General features: G+C 62.4%; 20 protein-coding genes and 2 pseudogenes. 13 read left to right on the plus strand and 9 right to left on the minus strand.

Annotation, left to right across the window (positions count from 1 at the left end; all coding sequences use genetic code 11):
- Positions 1–463 precede the first annotated feature (463 nt).
- The 7 genes from F7R26_RS37255 to F7R26_RS37280 form a co-directional block, all read right to left on the minus strand.
- A complete protein-coding gene (locus F7R26_RS37255; RefSeq protein WP_058698161.1) occupies positions 464–709 on the minus strand; it encodes a hypothetical protein in 246 nt (81 codons plus the stop codon).
- Positions 706–3,810: a DEAD/DEAH box helicase gene (locus F7R26_RS37260; protein WP_058698253.1), complete on the minus strand. Its 3,105-nt coding sequence runs from the start codon at positions 3,808–3,810 to the stop codon at positions 706–708. Before F7R26_RS37260 ends, F7R26_RS37255 begins: the two co-directional genes overlap by 4 nt.
- 70 nt (positions 3,811–3,880) lie before the next feature.
- Positions 3,881–4,117 carry a hypothetical protein gene (locus F7R26_RS40810; RefSeq protein ID WP_058698162.1) on the minus strand — a complete coding sequence of 79 codons (237 nt, stop codon included), beginning with the start codon at positions 4,115–4,117 and terminating at the stop codon, positions 3,881–3,883.
- 317 nt (positions 4,118–4,434) lie between these two features.
- On the minus strand, positions 4,435–5,220 hold the full coding sequence (locus F7R26_RS37265) for a hypothetical protein (RefSeq protein WP_058698163.1): 786 nt from the start codon (positions 5,218–5,220) through the stop codon (positions 4,435–4,437).
- A 12-nt stretch (positions 5,221–5,232) separates the two neighbouring features.
- A complete protein-coding gene (locus F7R26_RS37270; protein ID WP_058698164.1) occupies positions 5,233–5,715 on the minus strand; it encodes a hypothetical protein in 483 nt (160 codons plus the stop codon).
- 88 nt (positions 5,716–5,803) lie between these two features.
- A complete protein-coding gene (locus F7R26_RS37275; protein ID WP_058698165.1) occupies positions 5,804–6,013 on the minus strand; it encodes a hypothetical protein in 210 nt (69 codons plus the stop codon).
- Positions 6,014–6,178: 165 nt separating this feature from the next.
- Complete coding sequence (locus tag F7R26_RS37280; RefSeq protein ID WP_058698166.1) at positions 6,179–6,694, minus strand: hypothetical protein; 516 nt, start codon at positions 6,692–6,694, stop codon at positions 6,179–6,181.
- A gap of 158 nt (positions 6,695–6,852) precedes the next feature.
- Between F7R26_RS37280 and F7R26_RS37285 the strand changes: the two genes are divergently transcribed.
- The 7 genes and pseudogenes from F7R26_RS37285 (at position 6,853) to F7R26_RS37315 (ending at position 10,667) form a co-directional block, all read left to right on the plus strand.
- Positions 6,853–7,302 (plus strand): hypothetical protein, encoded by a 450-nt coding sequence (locus F7R26_RS37285; RefSeq protein ID WP_058698167.1) that lies wholly within the window; start codon positions 6,853–6,855, stop codon positions 7,300–7,302.
- Positions 7,302–7,919 (plus strand): DUF1173 family protein, encoded by a 618-nt coding sequence (locus F7R26_RS37290; protein WP_081050304.1) that lies wholly within the window; start codon positions 7,302–7,304, stop codon positions 7,917–7,919. The genes F7R26_RS37285 and F7R26_RS37290 overlap by 1 nt, the downstream gene beginning before the upstream one ends.
- Positions 7,909–8,352: a DNA translocase FtsK gene (locus F7R26_RS37295; protein WP_058698168.1), complete on the plus strand. Its 444-nt coding sequence runs from the start codon at positions 7,909–7,911 to the stop codon at positions 8,350–8,352. Before F7R26_RS37290 ends, F7R26_RS37295 begins: the two co-directional genes overlap by 11 nt.
- Positions 8,353–8,945: 593 nt before the next feature.
- Positions 8,946–9,059 (plus strand): annotated as a pseudogene (locus F7R26_RS37300) (DUF5131 family protein); the annotation flags it as partial.
- Positions 9,060–9,544: 485 nt separating this feature from the next.
- Positions 9,545–9,817 carry a hypothetical protein gene (locus tag F7R26_RS37305; RefSeq protein ID WP_058698170.1) on the plus strand — a complete coding sequence of 91 codons (273 nt, stop codon included), beginning with the start codon at positions 9,545–9,547 and terminating at the stop codon, positions 9,815–9,817.
- A 54-nt stretch (positions 9,818–9,871) separates the two neighbouring features.
- Positions 9,872–10,462, plus strand: coding sequence for a hypothetical protein (locus tag F7R26_RS37310; protein ID WP_058698171.1), 591 nt, complete (start codon positions 9,872–9,874; stop codon positions 10,460–10,462).
- A 52-nt stretch (positions 10,463–10,514) separates the two neighbouring features.
- A complete protein-coding gene (locus tag F7R26_RS37315) occupies positions 10,515–10,667 on the plus strand; it encodes a hypothetical protein (protein WP_158577659.1) in 153 nt (50 codons plus the stop codon).
- A 1,128-nt stretch (positions 10,668–11,795) separates the two neighbouring features.
- Here the strand turns inward: F7R26_RS37315 and F7R26_RS37320 are convergent.
- The gene (locus F7R26_RS37320; RefSeq protein ID WP_058698173.1) at positions 11,796–12,947 is read right to left on the minus strand and encodes an integrase domain-containing protein; all 1,152 of its coding nucleotides are present in this window, start codon (positions 12,945–12,947) and stop codon (positions 11,796–11,798) included.
- Between the two features lie 1,112 nt (positions 12,948–14,059).
- Between F7R26_RS37320 and F7R26_RS37325 the strand changes: the two genes are divergently transcribed.
- From F7R26_RS37325 to F7R26_RS41555, 3 genes are all read left to right on the plus strand, one after another.
- Positions 14,060–15,061, plus strand: a complete 1,002-nt coding sequence (locus F7R26_RS37325) for a PRTRC system protein D (RefSeq protein WP_058698174.1) — start codon at positions 14,060–14,062, stop codon at positions 15,059–15,061.
- Positions 15,062–15,072: 11 nt separating this feature from the next.
- Positions 15,073–15,555: a hypothetical protein gene (locus F7R26_RS37330; RefSeq protein ID WP_143010732.1), complete on the plus strand. Its 483-nt coding sequence runs from the start codon at positions 15,073–15,075 to the stop codon at positions 15,553–15,555.
- Between the two features lie 90 nt (positions 15,556–15,645).
- On the plus strand, positions 15,646–15,771 hold the full coding sequence (locus F7R26_RS41555; RefSeq protein ID WP_256333827.1) for a hypothetical protein: 126 nt from the start codon (positions 15,646–15,648) through the stop codon (positions 15,769–15,771).
- A gap of 83 nt (positions 15,772–15,854) precedes the next feature.
- On the opposite strand, the pseudogene ltrA reads toward F7R26_RS41555, so the two are convergent.
- Positions 15,855–16,877 (minus strand): annotated as a pseudogene (gene ltrA / locus F7R26_RS37335) (group II intron reverse transcriptase/maturase); the annotation flags it as partial.
- 29 nt (positions 16,878–16,906) lie between these two features.
- Here ltrA and F7R26_RS37340 point away from each other — a divergent pair.
- From F7R26_RS37340 to F7R26_RS37350, 3 genes are all read left to right on the plus strand, one after another.
- A complete protein-coding gene (locus tag F7R26_RS37340; RefSeq protein WP_058698175.1) occupies positions 16,907–17,194 on the plus strand; it encodes a DUF5372 family protein in 288 nt (95 codons plus the stop codon).
- A 52-nt stretch (positions 17,195–17,246) separates the two neighbouring features.
- On the plus strand, positions 17,247–17,579 hold the full coding sequence (locus F7R26_RS37345; protein WP_058698176.1) for a DUF6788 family protein: 333 nt from the start codon (positions 17,247–17,249) through the stop codon (positions 17,577–17,579).
- Between the two features lie 136 nt (positions 17,580–17,715).
- On the plus strand, positions 17,716–19,788 hold the full coding sequence (locus F7R26_RS37350) for a recombinase family protein (protein WP_058698177.1): 2,073 nt from the start codon (positions 17,716–17,718) through the stop codon (positions 19,786–19,788).
- The last annotated feature ends 1 nt before the right edge of the window (position 19,789 follow it).

The following is a 19,789-nucleotide window of genomic DNA, read 5'->3' on the forward strand; positions in this document are numbered from 1 at the left end:
TGGGTATAGCATTGGGGTTCTCCGAAGAGGAATGGGGAACCCGTTGCCGCACCGGGAACGTGGTTCCCGGCGGGATGGAATGGATGGACTGGCCCGGCGGCCACCGTACTGCAGAAGCTGGCACCTTGCGGTGCCGGATCGATGCGTCTGGGACGCGGAAAGTGGTAAGAGAGTATCCGAAGTCAGCCCTCCGGATCAATAGGCCCACGCTAGCCCACCCGACCTGATGATCGTAGCAACGGATTGGCTCCTGCGGTTGTTCAAAAAAAAATGCCCTCTGGAAGGGAGGGCTGGGAGCAAGTGCGAGAGGGTTTCCGTAGCGGGGGCTGCCGAAACCAGCATGGGGCGAACAGCTTTCGCTGTCGCCCAAACGCTCGCCAATTTCTTTCGTCTTTCGCCTGATATTGACTCGGTCGAGTCAGGTACGAGCGAAAGCCCGGCCGCGCGCGACCAGGCGATTCGATTAGTGGTGCACGCCATGCCGCGGGCCGATGGGCCGCGACAGCAGCGTGGTGACCGCGCCGGCAACTTGCCAGCCGTCCAGCTCCGATTCAAAAATGCCATGCACCAGCCGATCCAGGCAGATCACCTCCATCCCGTCTGCCTCGACGGTACCCAGGATCCTTGCCACGGTGGTACCGCGGGTGCCGCGGCACTTGATCGTCGCCAAGCCATCGCCAATGGCGATCCTGCAGTCGTCAGTCTTCATGCCGCCTCCTTAAGCAGCTCGCGTTGATCCCGGACCTTGCGGCCGTGCAGCTTGGCGAGATCTTCAACAAAATGGTCTAACAGCGTGTCCATGTGCAGGAACGCCTCGTCTTCGAGTTCCGGCGTCGCCCAGTCCAGACCAGCCTCCATGGCGTCCCGTTTGTGCGCCACCATCTGGTCCTGATAGCAATCGACGCTTCCCGGCAGATGGAAATACACCACCTTTAACTGCCCTTTCCGGTTCCACCGCAGCGCGCGCCGCATCGCCTGATACTCGATGCGCCACGTCCACGAACGATCATAGAAGAGGACGTAGTCAGCATTGGGCAGGTTGTAGCCAGCCCGGCCGGACGCCTTGGTACAAAGAAGCCCTGTGGCGTTGCCGCCGACGAACCGCTTGTCCTTGTCGGCCACGCGCTTCGCAATCGGAATGCCACCATGGAACGGCACGGTCTCCACCCCCTTCGCCTTCAGCTGACTGGCGATGAGGTCGATAACCCCCGGGTTCTCGGCAAACAGGATGGCCTGCTTCCCTTCGGCGGCAATTGCCACCAGCCGTTTAACCACGGCGCGTTGCTTGCTGGTGAGCTGCGCCAGCCCGCCGACACCGTCTACCCCGTGCTGCGGGTAGTTGGCGGCGAAATGCACCGCACGGATCCTGGCAAGAATGGCAATCAGATTGTTCGGCCGGCCATCCTTGCGGACGTCCCGGTACCATTCGGCAAACTCGTCCGCCGTACGCAGGTAGAGCGACAGGTGAGCAGGATCCCAGTCCGTCTCGACCACCTCCACAGCTGGTGGCTCGATCTGGATGTACCGCGACACGTCGGGCTCGCAGACCAAGCGACGCTTCACGTGCGGCGCCAGCATCTGGCGATACCGCGGGAGATTGCCAATCTTCGGCACTTCGCGCTTCGCCCCGTCCTGCAGGCTCTCCGCAAATTCCCAGGTCACCCACTCCAGCACCACAAAATCACTGCGGAAGCGGTCGATACCTCGTTCGGCATGCTGCGCCGTGGCCAGCCAGTTCGCCTCGAGGTAGCCGCGCCGGTAGCCGTACGGCTGGGCCGCAGTGCCGTCGCCACCCGTGAACGCGATCAGTCCGAAGATGTCACGCGGATAGTTGGCGATCGGGCTGCCTGTCAGGATATAGCGGCGTCTGGCCGACAGCTGCCATAGCGCGCGGCTCTGGTCACTGGTCGGGTTCGACAACCGCTCGCCCTCGTCTGCCACCAGCAGACTGATACGCCGGCGCAGCCGATGGGCATAGGTGACACGCCGCGACGCCTTCCGGCATACCGGCATGCGAAGCCGTTCGTAGGCGATCAGGTTGATTCGTCCCAGCGTACTCAGGTCTTCCGGCGACTCGATCACGTGAACATCCGACGCCGGCAGAATTTGCCCCAGTTCCGCGCGCATCTCCGGGACCAGTCTGGCTTCCACCACGATCAGGCCATGCCGAACCCCGGACAGCAGGATCAGTGCCGCAGCGAGCCGCGACTTGCCACAGCCCTGCTCCCATGCCGCTACTGCGCCGTTGGGCTTCATCAGCAGCTCGACCAGGTCTTCCTGCTGGAATTGCCAGTCCAACCACTTGTCGATTCCCAACGCCAGCAGCCGCTTGCGCAGCTGGTTGGCCTGTTGCGGATAACGGCGTTGCAGCCCTTCATGGACGATTTCCCAGGCCTGCGCCGATTTCTCGACACTGTATCGGGTGGTGATTTCGTCCAACGAGACGACGTAGCGCTTCCCGCGCACCTCGTACTCATATCGACCATCTGCCTGCCGGGCAAACTGCACTGCCTGGCCAGCTTTGATAATCGGGCTTCCCCAGACGGTGGTGTCGACCACATGCGTCTTGGTCGCGACCGCAACGAGCATGTTCACGGCGCCGACGCCCGTTGTCCAAACGGCATGGCGCAGAGGCAGCGCCTGCCGCGCACTGCGGCGCAGCCGCTGGTGCAAATGCTCCAGAAAGCCCGGCGCGAACTCCGGCTCGCCGCCTGCGCGCTTCACCAGCCTCACGAGCTCGCGAAGCGCAGCGATCGGATCTGCCTGCACGAGGTAGGTTTCCAGATCCAGCCGACCCGTGCCCGCATAGCAAAAGCCGCTCGGTAGCCGCTGACCTTCCTGCGATACGATTCGGCGTTCCAACACATGGTTGAGCACCATCGCCTCGGTGAATCCGCACTCGAAGCCGAGGATGATCCGGCGGCCGTCATGCGAGATGCGTACCCGTTTCTGCGAGGTTACAGGCCGCGTGATAGCGGGACCGTGATCGTCCAGCAGCTGGTGTGCCAGCTTCGGCTCTCCATATCGCCGCTCGTCCCACTCCAGCTGGAGCTTCGGCAACGGTGTCGACAGATCCCGCACCGGCTGGCGCAGAATGCCTCCCCGCACGCGGTAGCGAGCAAACACGGCGATGGAGGTGCGCACTTCGGCGCCTTCCTCACGAAACGCGTTCGCGGGTAGGTCGAATGCACCCACCACGCGACGCGAGGCATCGCTATATGGCTCGCCATGCGGAATCGACCCATCAGCAAACTTGTCGACAAACGTGGTCGGAAGCAAGGCGACCACGACTTGTGAGGCGTCGAGTGCCTGGGCAAGTGCGTACTCATGGCTCAGCGCGCTGGTACGCGGGCCAAACCGGCCCCATGTCGTGCAGTCGTAGGGCTGCAGGTGTGGCGACTCCAGATGAATCGAGAACGGGGGATTTATTAGCGCGATATCGAATCTGCGCGGATGAATATCCTCCATCCCAGCGTGCCGAAAGCTGCCGTCGAAGCCGGCTGCCTCGATTGCTTGTTGAATTATCTCGATCGTTGGTTTGTGCACGTCCACACCAAAGAGGCTGTACCTGACCGGATCTGCAAACTGCAGCAGACGGCCGGACCCGACAGAATTGTCCAGGATGGACACCTTCCGATCCGGCAACCAGTCGGCCACCACACCCCACATCAGGCGGGCGATCACATCCGGGGTGAAGAACTGCGAAAGATGGCGCTTACGCGCCGCGTGCAACTCGCCCATGTGCGCGACTTTTTCGGCTTGCGAGCCGAGGCTCACAATAGCCCGTAAGGGCTCGTACCAATTGGTCATGATAGGTCCCATAAGAAAAACGCCCCATCAAAGACGAGGCATGTAGTGGATCGAATGCGAAATCCGCCATTCAAACTCGGTAGGTGCCAGCCTGCTGCTGGACGAAGGCCAGCAACGTGCCCGCGATCGGAAGTGCGAAGCGCAACTCCCAGTACTCGTTTAACTGGATGTTGTTGAGGCCAGGGAGGGTCTGACGCTGCTGCGGCTGGAATGGATCGCTTGCGTGGCACCTTGCCAGGCAACTTGCCAGCGGCGCGTGGCTCATGCAGCGCGCAAACACTGCCAGCGCGAAGAAGGCGGCTATCACCGCTCCAGCGAGCCGAAATGCAGTTGCCGCATCGGATGTTCGGCGCCGTCGACCTGTTCCGATATCGCCACCAAACGCATCCGCATCGCCGTGGCTGTGCGCCGGGCTGCCATACTGCTGGCTAGCCCAAGGGCCCGTGGGAGTGTCTGGGCCGTTTACTGAACGGCCATGGCGTGTCCGTTGGCCCCATAGATGCGGCGCAGACGTTTCCCGGAAGTCATCGAGATCGGGTGCATCGCCGGCTCGAATGGCTTCTCAGATTTGGCATGGCCGGTGACGGGAATCCGCGTCTCACCATCGGTAGCTTACATCGCGTGTCAGGCCGTCTCTTCCATGAACGCAGCGCCAAATTCGCCGATGAACAGCATCAACGCCTCGGCCACCTGGTGGGAAAACTTGAACTCCCACCCGTCTTTGAAGAAGACGATGTCAAGCCCAGGATGGCTTTGCTTCTCGCGGTAGTTGTACTCAATGTTGTGGACATTGATACGCGAGAGGCCACTGGCCAGCGACGAGTGACCCGCTTTGGCAGCAAAAGCGGTGAGGCCCTGCAGGCAATCCGCGGCAGTCTGGCAGCTGTAGTAGCCCACCTTCCTGCACGATCGCCCGTAGCAGCCTTCCGAAGTCACTCGCATGCGCAGAATCACCGCTGACGCGGTGCGCTGAACCTCATTGCGCCGGTTGAGCCAGAAGCCTTTGATGATCCGCTGCGCAGCTTGCTGGTAGGCCAGTTCCTTGCCGCCACTCCCGCCATAGCGGTCATGAAGCGACGCCCACAGCCCGTCAATGTCGGGGATCTTCCCAGCCTTGAGCGCCTTGCCGATGTCCAGGCCCGCGTGCTCATGCTCTTTGGTATCGTCGATGTCCAGACGTGTTCCCGCAGGAGCAAACTCGCGGCGAGCGCGGTTGACCACATTGCCGGCAAGCGAAGAGCAGAAGCTTTCAAGCTCCCTGGCCGTTCCATACTCGGAGCGAATCTCCACAGTGTGGCTGTTCCCGGGGATGCCTGCCAGGCACTCGCGCTCGAAGCTCGCAGCCGAACGATAGGCTGCACATGCCGCCTCCTGGGCCCTGACGAAGCGCTCAATGATTTCGTTGTACATGCGGCCTCCAAATTAGTGCAGGGAGATCGCCGGACCAGCGGGCAAGGGCGAGAAGCCCATCGCCCACCAGGCCGAAACCGGGTGATCAGGGAAATCCGGAATCGTGGTGCTGCAGAACACGGCCGGCACTTCCGTCATGTCGACAGCTCCGGCAACGACCTGCTCGCGCCACCGTGCTTGTAGGCGCAGCCATGTGAGCTCCGCGCGCGCTATCGCATCCCAGCCCGTCGGGACCTTGGCTTCGTCGAATAGATCCGCGCCCGCAGCCGTCATGATGGCAACCACTTCATGGTAACGGCCGAGGTCGTGCGCAAATCCGCGGCGCTCAAACGTGAGCGTGAGCGGATCCGGATTGCCAAAGACCCGCTTCAGCTGACGGATGTAGACCGCGCATTCCAGGCGAGATTTCGCCTCATAGTCGGGGTGCCCGACCTGCGCGCAGGATTCATCGGCAGGCACCGGCCCGACTTCGATGGAAAGAGAGTGGATGAACATAGCGTTTCCTCAAGCGAGTTGGAGAAACGCCCCACCGGGGACGTTTCCCCGGTGGGTAGTGGATGGATTGGCAGGCGCCCGCGATGGGTCAGCCTGCAATGGAAGGCTTCTGCTCCGCAATCGACAGCTTCGCAAGAAGCCAACTGATCAGGACCAGAAACTCGATTTCGGCAACGAAGTGCACTTGCATCATCGCAAGGCGATCGTCGGCGGTGAAGATAAGAAAATACAGGACCGCGAACAGGTTGATGACCGTCGCAAAGACAGCCAGAGCGCTGATACGGGAGGAGACAACCATGCAAGGCTCCAAAAAAGAATGGAGCCTTCCCCATTGGGCAAAGCCCCAATGGGTGGAAAAAAAAGATGGCCGGTACACCGGCAGGGTCGATGCGCTGAAAGCGCGAAGAATCGGGCGGATATTACTGCGAATCGTCGCTCGGGGACAAGTCCCCCCAGCTGCGGCTCAACCTGTCGCGCGTCGCTGCCGGCTTGCCTCGCGCACGCGGTTCACCACATCCCACCGGCGCAGGTCAACCTCTTCCGGGTTCTCCAGGTTGGAGTGATCCAGCACCGGCCCATCGTCCCCGAACGGCTCATAGTCAGCGGGCAGCTTGCCCTCTGCCTTCAGCTTGGCGGTCTGCATCTTCGACAGGCCGTGACTGGTTTCGCTGATGGCGACATAGTCCCATCGTGCGGGCACTGCGGCCTCAGAAAACCACGCCTCGCCCTCCCCCGACGCGACCAGCGCCACGACGTCGTAGATGCTGCCGGTCGGCGACGGCATCGCCCGAACCTCGAAGCGCAGCACTTCCCGCCTCGGGTACCAGAACGTCCGGTCGAGATAGCGCTTGAACGTGAAGGCATCAAGCATCGCGATTTCCGCGTATTGCGGGTCGCCGGGCGGGATGAACTCGCGTTCGCTCTTGGGCCGCGCGCCGAGGGAAACCTCGCGAACGGCGGGGGTCTGGGGTGATGACATGGGATTTCCCGAAAAGATACCCCAAATTCTATAGCTTTCGGGCGCAACTCCCGCCACGGGCGCCTTGAGAATGTGTTTGGCGAATCTCGCCGGCCGGCGGCCTTGACTTCGCGATGGCGCCGGTATCTTGGTCATAGACCATTCGATACCTCGTTACCATGCGCTTCACCCGCTTCGGGCGCTACACCCCCATCGAGTTCAACGCCCGCCGGCAGGCCGCTTTCGCGCGCAAGCAGCAGCGCGAGCGCGACCGATACCCGCTCTTCCCCGAGCACGTCGCCGCGGAGCAGCACCAAGCCGACGAAGAGATTGATCGCCGGCAACGGCAAGCGGACAGGTTCGAAGCGAGCCAGCGTGCGTTCGAGGCCCGCGTGTGGCGCAAGGCCCGTACCCGATTCTTTTCGTTGCCGGAAGCCGGCAAGGCGCAGATCCGCGCGAAGTGGCTGTCCTGGCCCGGCCCGACTACCGCAACCAATTTCATCTACATCGTCGACGAACTGAGCGGTGACCGGGCACGCCGGGTGGCCGAGGCCGACGCCGGCCACGCCGAGATCCGACGCCGCGCGTGGGAATCCGTGAACCGCCAAGCCGCGCTGGAGGTGGTCTAATGGCCCCGACCGACGAGCGGGACGCCGTCGTTGACGCGGTGAAGGGCGGCGACGCCCTCAAGGTCAAGGCTTACGCCGGCGCGGGCAAGACCTCCACGCTCCGCCCGACGCTAGTGATACGGCGCCACCGAGATATTTTCCTGCTCGCCCGCTGGCGGCGCTCCCATGGCACGGCGCTCGCGGGGGCGGGTCAACCTGATCAGCGTTGTGTGGCGATCCTGCTGTTCGAACGATCCAAGTCGAACTACCTGACGATCGCGGACGCGGCCGCGATGCTCACCAACGCGCAGTTTCTGCCTTGCGACTCGGCGCACGAGGTGGCGATGGCGGACCACCTGGTGGCACAGCGGCGCGCCTTCCGCAAACCGCTCCGGCACATCGTCAACGCGCCGGTTCATCCCGATTTCGTGCTGACCGACACATCGCCGGAGGTGGTAATCGAAGTGCTGGGAATGGCTGGCAACCCGGAGTACGTCACCCGAATGGCGGCAAAGCGCCAGCACTACCGCGCCGCCAGCGTGCCGTTCGTCGAATGGAACGCTCCCGCGCAACCGCTTTCCGCGGTTCGGCTGCCGTCCCCTGTCGGGACAGCCTCGGAGGCCACCCATGCAGGCTGAACACGCAGCGATGGATGGAGAATTGTTCCATAGGGCAATGGAACTGGTCCACCAACACCGCGCCGCGTCGGTGGCGCTAATCCAGCGCCATCTGCGCATTGGCTGGGAGGCTGCGGAAGCACTGTTGGCCCGCATGGCCGCCGAAACGATGGCCGTTCGCAAGATGCAGAACGGCCTTTACCTCTACATCCACGGCCCTATCGGCGCGGAACTTGCGCGCCTGAACGGCTTTGCGCAGGAGGTGTTGGCCGCGCTTACCGAAGATTGCATCGACGCGGCCCACCTTCGGGCCTCTGCCATTCGCTATGGCCTGGCTGAAGAGACAACCGTCTCGGCTCGTTGCGGCGACCAGTGCGCCTGCGCGACGCTCTTCGAGTTCCCGGTCCGATGCTTCAGGGCAAGCGGGGCGGCGCTGGACTCTGGTGAGCCTTAGGCATCCACGACTTGAGCGAGATACAGGGGATCATCGTCGCCCCTGTGCGTTGGTCCAACCCGGGCGAGCGGATTTCTATGTTCACACCCAAGGCAGGTGAAAAAGAAACCGCGTTCGTCCAGCTGTGGGTCTGCCGTGTTAAACATCACCGAGAGACGGCACTTCGTGCAAGTCCACATGGTTCACTCCTTGCGTGACTTCGGGTCGCGCGCGCTACGCTAGGTTCACGATAGTTCAGGCGGTCCACTAAAGCATTCACCATCCACGAAAGCCTGGTAGGCAAGGAGGATTCACCAATGCCGCTCTACAACACTGAGATCGTCTACCGCGCCGTCATTCAAGCCGATGACGCCGAGGCCGCGCTCGTCGCCACCAAACGTGAGCGCCGGGACATCGAGGGCGACTGCGCGGAGCCGCGCTACGAGCTGGTCGGCCCCTATCGGACTCCTGCGGACTTCGAAGATGGCTGGACCGAGACCGATTACCCTTACTGTGGTCTCGGATCGGCCTATATCGGTCAAATACTGCTCGCCGAGGACGGCCAGCCCGAACGCGACACGCCGTACCATCGACATGTTCGAGGATGTGCCAGCATGAGTGAGAACACCCGTATCGAGTGGGCAGACCACAGCTGGAAACCGTGGCAGGGGTGCCCGAAAGTGGGCCCGGGCTGCGACAACTGCTATGCCGAGTACTCTGGCTCACGAACGACCCGGCCAGCGTCCGCGCCAACAACCTGCGTGTGCTGGAGGCGCACACGGCATGTCACCAGCGCCTGATGGACGCCGGCGGGGAGCGCAGAACCACCGTCTATGGTGATGGCGCCTACCGAATCCGGCCCCGGTCCTTTGGCGAGCCCACACCGGGCCGACTATCGCGAAATGTGCTCGAGCGGGGCCAGCGGTGCAGTACGGCAGGAAGCCGTAGCGCTCGGGTTGCCACTTCATGGCACCATGCAGCCGACGGCAATTCCTGAGTTCTTTGTCCGCTTTCTCACCGAACCAGGCGACCGGGTCATCGAACCGTTCCGCGGCACGGTTCGAACTGGCCTCGGCGCTGGACGTATTGGCCGACGCAGGCTCGTCTCAGAATGGATTCTTCAATATATCCGCCGTGCCGCCGAGTTGTTTCGAGAGGCCGCCGGGTTCCACCTCCACCCGGCCCTGCACTGGGCCAATCAACCAAGGTAGCAATGCAGCAGTTCGAAAACGACCAATCCGAATACCCGAAGCCTGAGACCGTCCTAGCCATCCGCGGCGCGATCGCAACCGGCCGCCACGGCGGTTCGATGGGGCCTGAGGGTCACTGGCTCAACGAGTTCTGGCAGATCGGCCGGACGCTTCGCGACCACAGCGAAATGCTGCAGGGCTTCCAGGGCACGGCGCGCCGCGGCCTGCTCAGCACTTCGACGCGATACCTCGCCATCAACGAGCCGGTATTCGAACAGCCCGACGAGCGATCTTAACGGGCAGCCGGCCGGTGCAAGGCATAATTCCGGCTTCTCCACCCGGACCTTGCCATGCCAACCGGCCTGCTCAACTGCGCCCACTGCGATGGCGCCCCCCTCTTCATCGCCGGCCGTCTGCAGGCTGTCGTCGTCTGTGAGGAATGCGGTATCTCAACGTCGCCAGTCCGCCTGGAATCCACCGACACGGACACCGCTTCTGCGCAGTTGCGCGCGATCTGGAACTCCCGGGTGGAACACCGGCCGGCAGACCAGCAGACGATTTCCATGCTCGCCCGGCGTGAGCTGACCTCGTCCGACATCCCCTATTTCCTGAACCTGCTCGCATCGACTACCACCGATTGGGCAACGAACGGGCCGAAATTCGCAGCCATGGCCGCAGCGTTGGCGCAGCCGGGTTTTCAGTTCAAGCACGTCTCGCCGCCGGAGACCGTCATCGAGGATGCCGGCCGCTATCGTAAGGTTGTTCGGCGATCCAAGGTTATCTATATCGATGGTGCCCCAATGGTCCGGTTCGAACACGTACCCGCCCTGACTGCGATCATCGCTGAAGAGGCGAAGGAGAACGACGAATGGCCGTTCCCAATTCTAGAAGAGTTCGTCGCCCGAGCCGTGGACAGCCTTCCGGATAGCACCGAACCTTGACTTCGCCCGGCCTGCGGCAAGCTGGAAGCGCTACTTTGATCTGGAAATCCAAATGCTGCGGCCGCCCGCCCTCTCGATCCTCTTCTTCCTCGCACCGACCAAGGTCGGCGCCAAGGACTTACCGGCACCAGCCTGTGCTTACGTATTCGCTCATGGCCAGCAGCCGGTCATCACCAAGGCCAGCCACACCCGAATTCTGTGCTAATGCGCATATGCGGTCATGCACTCCGCCCAGACGCGAACGGCGCTCTGGTCTGCGAACACCTCACTCGGGGGGCGGCTGATGCCGCTCGCGCGCTGCCGCGGGACAGCGACTTCTACGAGGAAGAGCGGTTGCCTGCCGGTGAGCGAGGCAGCTTGCGCGACTATGGACGTGGCGCTGGGCTCGACCGTGGCACCTGGCATCCAGCGCCGACTTTGGCGACAAGGCGTCGCAGGCCGAGAGCTTTAGGCTGGCAGGCCTTCCGGACGAAATCAGGGAAGCGGATTCGCCCCCGCAGCGCGCCAGCGTCGCGGATGAATGCCGACTTTTGCGCACCAGCCGCAGCCTACATCGCGCGCAATGATGCGGCACCTGCATACAGTGTAGTGAGCATCGCAGAACTGGTTCACTTTGCCGGCGTGGATCCCTTCCCATCGCTGCCAAAGTCGATGCGAATGTCCCCGATGGACTTGCCACCGCCCATGCCGGCATCCGGGCGAGCGGCCAGCGCGGGCGCGTTTCATTCGCCTGGCTGGCCAGCGCCGACTCGGCAAAGGCGGTGCCGGCTCCAGACGCTGTACAGGAGCTTGTCCGCGCGGCCGGCTCCTTGGTCGCGCTGGCGGCAGCCTACGCACGATCGTCCCCAACTCGCGTTCCACAGCGCACCGACCTTCACGGTTGTTGGATGAGCTCTTGCGGCCGTACGCTGGCTTTGCACGCAGTCGATTGTCGCGGTTCGATAAGGCAAAGCGATACCGGACGAAACGACCCAAGTGCAGGCCATGGCGCTACCAGTTCCTGCAAAAGGGATCGCAAGGACCGCCGTGAGTACGAGTATGGAAAGAACCAGCCAGCCCCAGTCCAGATAGCTTTGCTAGCTCAAAGACCCCCCAGTTGCCGCAACAGAAATGGCAACGTGCCGCTCGCGGCAGCGCTGGATCGAGCCCTCGCTAGATTTTGCTCGATGGAGCGACGCGGCTTTTCGGTAAAAGCGACCCTTCTCCTGCGAGCATTCTGGGAAAACAGTATGAGCATGCTCATACCTTCGCGATCGAGCGTTTGCCGATACTGGCCGGAAGGCCGGCCGACCAGCGTCGGATAAGAGCCCGCTTCCGAAGAGCAGTCCCGGCCTCAGCCCTCCTTCGCGAGAATTCGATAAAGCTTGGTCCTTGAAATCCCAAGCTGCCGCGCAGCCACTGCTTTGTTGCCATCGGCGGCCAAGATAGCGGCCTTGACCTCATTCAGAGTGGGTTCCTTCTTACCCAAGCTCAACTGGGTGGAATAGGTAGAAAGATAGGCATTCGCTTTGGTCGCCCGGCTGTGGCCAGCGGCCTCCACCACCTTGCGCATCGCTTCGCGGTGTGCCTCCACATCAACAACTGGCCCGCTCCCCTTCACAGCCGCCGGCTGGCCGCTCTCCCGCTTATACATCTGCTGCAGGTATTGGTGACGCAGCCCGTGCGCCGTCACACCGTCGCCGTCTTTGGTGATTCCGTGCTTCTCCAGAACGGTATAGAAGCGTCGGCGCCACCGAGTCTGGGAGAAGGAAGCAGGCATCAGCGTGCCTCGCTCCGGATTCGTGACGTATGCAAGTGTTGCCGCTTGCCCGAGCAACTCGTACTGCCAGCCGAACTCTATCGGGACCCGGCGGGCGCGCCCGCCTTTTGTGCCGTCATGCACGAGCAGCATTCCCGATGGCAGGACGTCCAAAGCAGGCCGCAATCGCCAGCTTTCCTTTGCTCGCAGGCCAAAGCCAGCTTCCAGCTTGAGCTGCAGTGCGACGTGGGCGTCCGTGACCGCGATCTCGGCGATCTTCGCCGCCGCATCAATGCCCTTGCCATCCCACGAACGGTCTTCGCGCGCAACATAGCTGCGCTCGTATCCGGCCGGTCGCTGCACATAGTCTTCGATTCGGCCGACCACGTTGGTCTTCCCCATCCATGACATCAGCGCACGCAGGTGGGTGAGGCGTAGCTCCACCGTTCCCACGTTCAGCTTGCGCTCCTCCACCCAATACTGGACCAGCCAGCGGATGTGCTTCTGCCGAATGCTGTAGGGCGAGGTTACGGCCATGCCACCAATGCTGCGCAGCTCCACGAACATGGCGAGAAGTGCCTGCACGCGCTGTCGCTGTGACATCTGCGACAGCGATCTGCCGCTAACTCGCGTCCCGCTATGCGGCAGGTGCAAGTGTTCCGCAGCCAGTACTGCGAACTCAGCCTTGAATCTCTCCGGCAGGTTGTATTGGTTAATGATGGGGCGCAGGTTGATAGTCTTAGTCATACGGCGTTCTCGAACTTTTGCGCTTCGCGCGTGCGGCCACGGGCGAGTGTCCGCCATGGGACCTCGCAGCTCGCTGCTGGACAGCGCCGACCCCCGATCCGGCTTTGTCCCCTCGGTGCTCCGGGGTACCACCCCCAGCTTTCCAGCCCACCCAGCCGGTCTTGCCACTACCTTCCTGTCCTTTAGCGATGCCAAACCGATCAGCCCTGAGCATGGAAGCAATGCGTCGTGACTGTCCGCAGTGCGGGCGCAGGCCTTCGCCTTGCACGCCGCTGCGCGGCCACCCTATCCGGTGCATCAATGGATGCCAGCCTGACGGCGCCAGGGATTTCGTCCTGGTGCAGCCGGCCGATGCCGTGATGAGTGATTACTTGTTGCGCCGTTCTGGTACCGGTAGCGCCCCCCGGGTCGATATTGCTCAGAAGCCTGCGTCCACCGCTCGTTCGGTACGCAAACAGCTCCCCGCCCCAAAGCCGGATCATCCCTGCTGCGGTGTGTCGGGCTTCGTGATCCGCGCCCAGCCAAGCGGCTGAAAGGGCGTCGGGCATTCGTGGAAATTCCACAGAGCACCTGTCCGGTGTCCGGCTTCGGAATTGTCCACACTGCGGTCTATTTTCACGAACAGACCGCCAATCGGCTTGGTATCGCGGTGTCCGGTGTCCTCACTATCCGACACGGTCCATTTGATTTAATTGAAAAAAATGCCGTTTCAATTTCCGGCGTGAACAACTGGCGATCGCAAGGCCCGAATGTCGGGGTTTTGCGTGCTGGATTTGCCGCGCAACTGGCGGCGAGGTCGATGCGTCGGGGACGCGGTAAGTGCTCGAAGCATATACCAGGCATGGGCCAAACGGCAACGTTTGCCACTGCAAAATCGCGAGCTTTCGGCGACTTGACTTCGATTTTCCGACGGTAGAGTGGGCTATGTCGATGTGCCATCTAATCCGACGCTCTCAAAGCAAGACCGACAAAGTCCGACCAAGTCCCAGATGCTCCCACCGACCTGAGGCGAGTGAATGGGGCTCGGAGGTACAAAGTCCCACTTGCTCGGAACACGAAGGACATTCGACACATCGGAGCCATCCACTTCAATGAATCGCCAAGGAGCACAAATGAGAATCTCGACCGTCGCAATCGATGTTGGCTACGGCAACACCAAGTCCGCCTTTCCGCTTGGCTCGGACATCGCAACCAACATGTTCCCCTCGCTGGCACCCATTGCCGCAACGTCCTCTCTCACCGCGCATACCGGCGGCATCTTCCGGGCTCGAAACGTAGTGAATGTGGAGGTCGATGGTGCGCGATACGAGGTCGGACCCGATGTTTCGCTGAGCGCCGCTCATGTCCATACCGGTCGCTCCCTGTCTGAGGATTATGTAACGACACCCAACTACGCTGCCCTGCTCGCCGGCTCGCTGCACTATGCCAATGCCATGGAAGTTGATCGGCTCGTCCTGGGCCTGCCGGTGCACAATACGCTGAAGTACGCTGCCTACCTCAAGGACCGTTTCACCGGCACCCATAACTTTGGGTGGGGCGACGTTCACATCAACAGCGTGCTCCCGCTGCCGCAGCCGCTGGGCACGCTGATTACGTACATCCAGCAAAACGGCAAGAAGTACGACCCTGAGAACGCATACCTGGTGATCGATGTCGGCTACTTCACAACCGATTGGGTGGTGGCGCGTGGCTACACCATGGACGACACGCGAAGCGGCGGGGTGCCTGGAGGCGTCGCGCGCATCTACCAACAGGTGGCAAGCCTCATCTCGGCTGACCGTGGGCATCCCACCGACAGCATCGAACGCATCGACAAGGCCATCCGCGACGCCAAGCCAATGGTGTTTTTCGGTCAGGATCTGGACGTTTCGCCCTACCTGGCAGAGGCCATGGCCGTCACCCATCAGCCGGTCAAGGAAATCCAGGCACGCGTCGGCCGCACCGACGATATCCGGGCAATCATCCTGACTGGTGGCGGGGCCCAGCTCTACGCCCCGACAATTCGTGCTGCCTTCCCGCACAACGTGATCCACATCATGGACGCGCCCTGCTTCGCCAACGTTCGCGGCTTCTATACCATCGGTTCCGCACGGCAAGTCGCCAAGGCCGCCTGAGGACGCCCGCCATGGACAAGCTCCAGATGACCGTGACGCTGTCCGCCGACTCGGCTCCTGATCTGCTCGCGTATCTGCGGCAGTTCCCGGGAGCTCGGGAGCGGGCGTTCATGCTTAAACTGCTCGCGCAACGGGGGCTGCAGCTTGTGCTCAGCGCTGGTCCCGACACGCTGCTGCGTCCTCCCACTGCTGCAACGACGCCGACCGTTGCAGCACCGGTACCGCCTCCACCGCTGCTGGCTCACCCCGAACCCTCAGGAGCGAGGGAGCGGGAGACCGCCGCACCATACGCTACAGTAGCCGCGATCCTGCCATTGTCGCCGGCTGCGGCAGGCCGGCTTGCTGCGGATCGACCGCAGGTTGCCTCAGCCCATGCACAGGAGCGGCCACGGGCTACACCGGCGCCCGCATCTGAGCCTGCCGCGGACGGTCCTGATCCGCTTGCGGGACTGGATCTCGGTGCGCTCAATGACGCAATGGCGCGATTCGGCTAAGCGAGAATCTGCGGCGCACGGCGGCGCTTGACTCCGCCTCTTCATGTGGCAACCTAATAGCATTCAGAGAAAACAGGAGGATACCGAGCCATGTTTGAATACCTGTCCACGACTCAAGGCATTAACCGCTTCGTCTTCACTGTCCTGATTGGGTGGTGTCTTCTGGAGGCCGTCCTGGTCGTCTACAACGGCGTCAAAAACCGAAAGCGCGGCTGATCTTCGATCGGGATAGGGGCAGGCCTCGCGGCCTGCCTCCTCCCACACCACCGTGCATACGGGTCCGTACACGGCGGTTCGGATCAGTTGATCGGCGATGGTCCCAGCGACGGAAGGCCCAACGAGCGGAAGTAACGATTCGACAGCGCCTTGTTCAGTGCCGGGCTGTGGCTTAGGCGCCAGACACCGTGGGGCGAACCCGCCGTTTGTGCGGCAAGGTTGCGGTCCACGCCTCGCGCAACTAGCTCCCGGAATCGGGTCCGGCCACGCTTCCACTGCGTCCAGAAGAAGCAGCGTAGGCGGCGTCGGGTCCATTCATCCAGTTGCTTGAGCACGCTGGGCGTTTCACAGAAACCAAAGTAGCCACGCCAGCCCGTCAGATATCGTTTCAGCGTGCCGATCAACTGGTCGACGCTGATCCCGCGCGAGCGTTGCGTCAGTTCCCGGACCCGATCCTTGAAGCGAGCCAGGGCCTTGGGCGCGATGCGCCTTCTGACCTGCTCCCGCCCCAAGAAGGTGAAGCCCAGAAACTTCCGAGTGTGTGGCCGGGCGACCGCGCTCTTCGCCTCGTTGACCTTCAACTTCAGCTTGCTGGTGAGGAAGGCTTTCAGCCCACCCATCACCCGTTGGCCCGCGCGTTCGCTGCGCACGTAGACGTTACAGTCGTCTGCGTACCTCACGAAGCGCAGTCCGCGTCGCTCAAGCTCGCGGTCTAGATCGTCGAGCAACAGATTGGATAACAACGGTGACAGCGGACCGCCCTGGGGCGTGCCCTCGTCCGTTGCACCAACCAGCCCGTTCTCCAGCACACCTGCCGTCAGGAAGGAGCGGATCAGCTTCAGGACGCGCCTGTCGCTGACCCGCTTCGCCACCCGGCTCATCAGGATATCGTGGTTCACGCGATCGAAAAATTTCTCGAGGTCGAGGTCTACAACCCAGCGATGCCCTGCCTGGATGTAGCCCTGTGCGCGCTCCACGGCCTGATGCGCCGAGCGTCCCGGACGGAAGCCGTAACTGGAGTCCGAGAACGTCGGGTCCCACTGCCTTTGCAGCACCTGCAACACTGCCTGCTGGACGAACCTGTCGAGCGCAGAGGGGACGGTCAGCGCGAACTGCACAAGCGCTCAACGAGCATTTGGGATGGGCTGAGATCCGCCATCCGTTTCATCCGCTCCGGGGCCAGCGTTTTCCGGTCCTGAAGACGCGCCGGGTGACAGGCGTCGACACATTGCTACTGGGTCATGTCGAGCGCGGCAGCTTCAGCATTGCCCGCGAATGGACCGACTGGGGCGCGCCTGCCGTCGAAGACGATTGCGAGATCCCTGTGTCTCGCTTCGATCTGGGCATGCTGCTGGAGCTGATCGCGTTGATCGACCAGCTTGCCGCTTCGTCCTCCAAGAAGTCATCAACCAAAGGAGCTTGATCAATGCATTTCATTGCCCTACTATCAGACCAGTTTTTAACGTGGTCCGCCAATGGAAGATATTCCGTCGTCAACATTACGCAGGCGTCGCGCGCAATTGCTCAAGCAAATGCCGGCGTTGGACACGCTCTTGCGGGGCTCGCTCATCGAACGCTACAAGCGCTGCGGCAAGCCCGGCTGCAAGTGCGCCGATGGCCCAGGTCATGGCCCCAAGTACTACTTGTCGGTGAGTTTTCCCGGGCGCCGACCACAAATGGACTACGTGCCACAGGCCGATTACGCCGACGTCACCGAACACCTGGCGAACTATCACCGGGTCCGCGAGATCATCGAGGAGATCTGCGAGATCAATCGCGAACTATTACGCCGCCGCGAGGCGCTATAAGGGGCGTCGGTGAGCCAGTCGCCGCTGTCGCTCACCAACTCCATCGACCTGCAATCGGCCGGCGTACTCATCGCCAACATGCTCGAAGCCTGGCTCATCGCAGAGCCCGCGCTGGAGTTGACCGAGGAGGCCGTCGATGAACACCAAGATCACCCCCCAACATCAGAGCAAGCCGGCGTACATCTATATCCGCCAATCGACGCTGGCCCAGGTGCGACACCATCAGGAGAGCACGGAGCGCCAGTATGCGTTGCGCGACAAAGCGCTGGCATTGGGCTGGCCACAAACGTCGATCCGGATCCTGGATCGGGACCTCGGTCAGTCAGGCGCGCAGATGACGGGCCGCGAGGACTTCAAGACGCTGGTGGCAGATGTCTCGATGGGGCACGTGGGCGCCGTGTTTGCGCTGGAGGTCTCGCGCCTGGCGCGCTCGAATCTGGACTGGCATCGCCTGCTCGAGTTGTGCGCCCTCACCCATACCCTGGTAATCGACGCCGATGGCTGTTACGACCCAGGCGACTTCAACGACGGCCTGCTGCTCGGTCTCAAAGGCACAATGGCACAGGCGGAACTGCACTTTTTGCGCGGGCGCCTCCAAGGCGGCAAGCTCAACAAGGCGCAGAAGGGTGAGCTGCGCTTTCCGCTCCCGGTTGGGTTGTGCTATGACGACGAAGGCCACATCGTCCTGGATCCCGATGACGAGGTGCGCGGCGCCGTGCAGTTGGTGTTTCGTCTCTTTCGAGAGACCGGCAGCGCATACGCGGTCGTCAAGCGCTTTGCCGAAGATGGCCTGCGCTTTCCGAAGCGCGCCTATGGCGGCGCCTGGGCGGGCCGGCTCATCTGGGGGCGCCTGAGCCATGAGCGCGTGATCGGCCTGATCAAGAATCCTTCGTATGCGGGCATTTATGTCTTTGGACGGTACCAGTACCGCCAGCGCATCACGCCACAGGGGGAGGTGCATAAGCGCGTGCAGCCGGTACCCAAGGCAGACTGGCGCGTCCATCTACCCGACCATCACGAGGGATACATCAGCCCGGAGGAGTTTGAGCGGAACCAGGCACGCCTGGCGGGCAACCGGACCAACGGTGAAGGCACCGTGCTCAGCGGTCCGGCGCGTGAAGGATTGGCGCTGCTTCAGGGGATGCTGATCTGTGGCTGCTGTGGTCGGGCGCTGACCGTGCGCTACCAGGGTAACGGTGGCATCTACCCAATGTACTTGTGCAATGCGCAGCGCCGCCAGGGTTTAGCGACCAGAGATTGCATGAGCGTGCGCAGCGACCTGCTCGACAACGCGATCGGCGAAGCGATGCTCGCGGCCCTGCGGCCAGCCGAACTCGAACTCGCCGTGACCGCCCTGAACGAACTCGAGCAGCGGGATCAGGCCATCATGCGTCAGTGGCATATGCGCATCGAACGCGCCGAGTATGAAGTCGCTCTTGCCGAGCGTCGCTATCAGGAATGCGATCCCGCCAACCGTCTGGTCACGGGCACCCTCGAGCGGCGCTGGAATGACGCGATGCTTCGCCTCGCAGCGATCAAGACGGAAGCCGCCCAGTTCCAGAGCCAGAAGGCGCGCGTTGCCACACCCGAACAGAAGGCCCAGATCCTCGCACTGGCGCGCAATCTGCCGCGCCTCTGGCGTGCTCCGGCGACCCCGGCGAAGGATCGCAAGCGCATGCTGCGACTGCTCATCCGGGACATTACGGTCGAGAAACTTCCCGCAACCAGACAGGTGGTCCTACACGTGCGTTGGCAGGGCGGCACCTGTACCGACACCACCGTGACTTTGCCCAAGCCGGTCGCCGACGCGATGCGCTATCCCACTGCAACCGTCGAGCACGTGCGCAAACTGTCGCAACATTTGTCCGACCCGCAAATCGCTGCGCACCTCAATCAGGAAGGCCTGCGCAGTTCAACTGGCAAATCGTTCACGCTCTCCATGGTCAAATGGATCCGCTTCCGGTACGGGATTGCGGCGACCAACTTCATGCGGCCTGACGAACTCACGGTTCAGCAACTCGCTCACCGACTGGGCATCAGTCCACACGTCGTGTATTACTGGATTGAGCGCCAAGTCGTCCACGCTCGTAAGCTCGACGGGCGGGGCCCATGGTGGATCACGCTGGATCCCGTCAAGGAACAGCAACTGCGGGACTGGGTGCGCACTTCAGGGCATCTTCGGGGGCAACATTCCCACACTCAACTGTGAG

Source organism: Cupriavidus basilensis, assembly GCF_008801925.2.
In the GTDB taxonomy this organism is placed as follows: domain Bacteria; phylum Pseudomonadota; class Gammaproteobacteria; order Burkholderiales; family Burkholderiaceae; genus Cupriavidus; species Cupriavidus basilensis.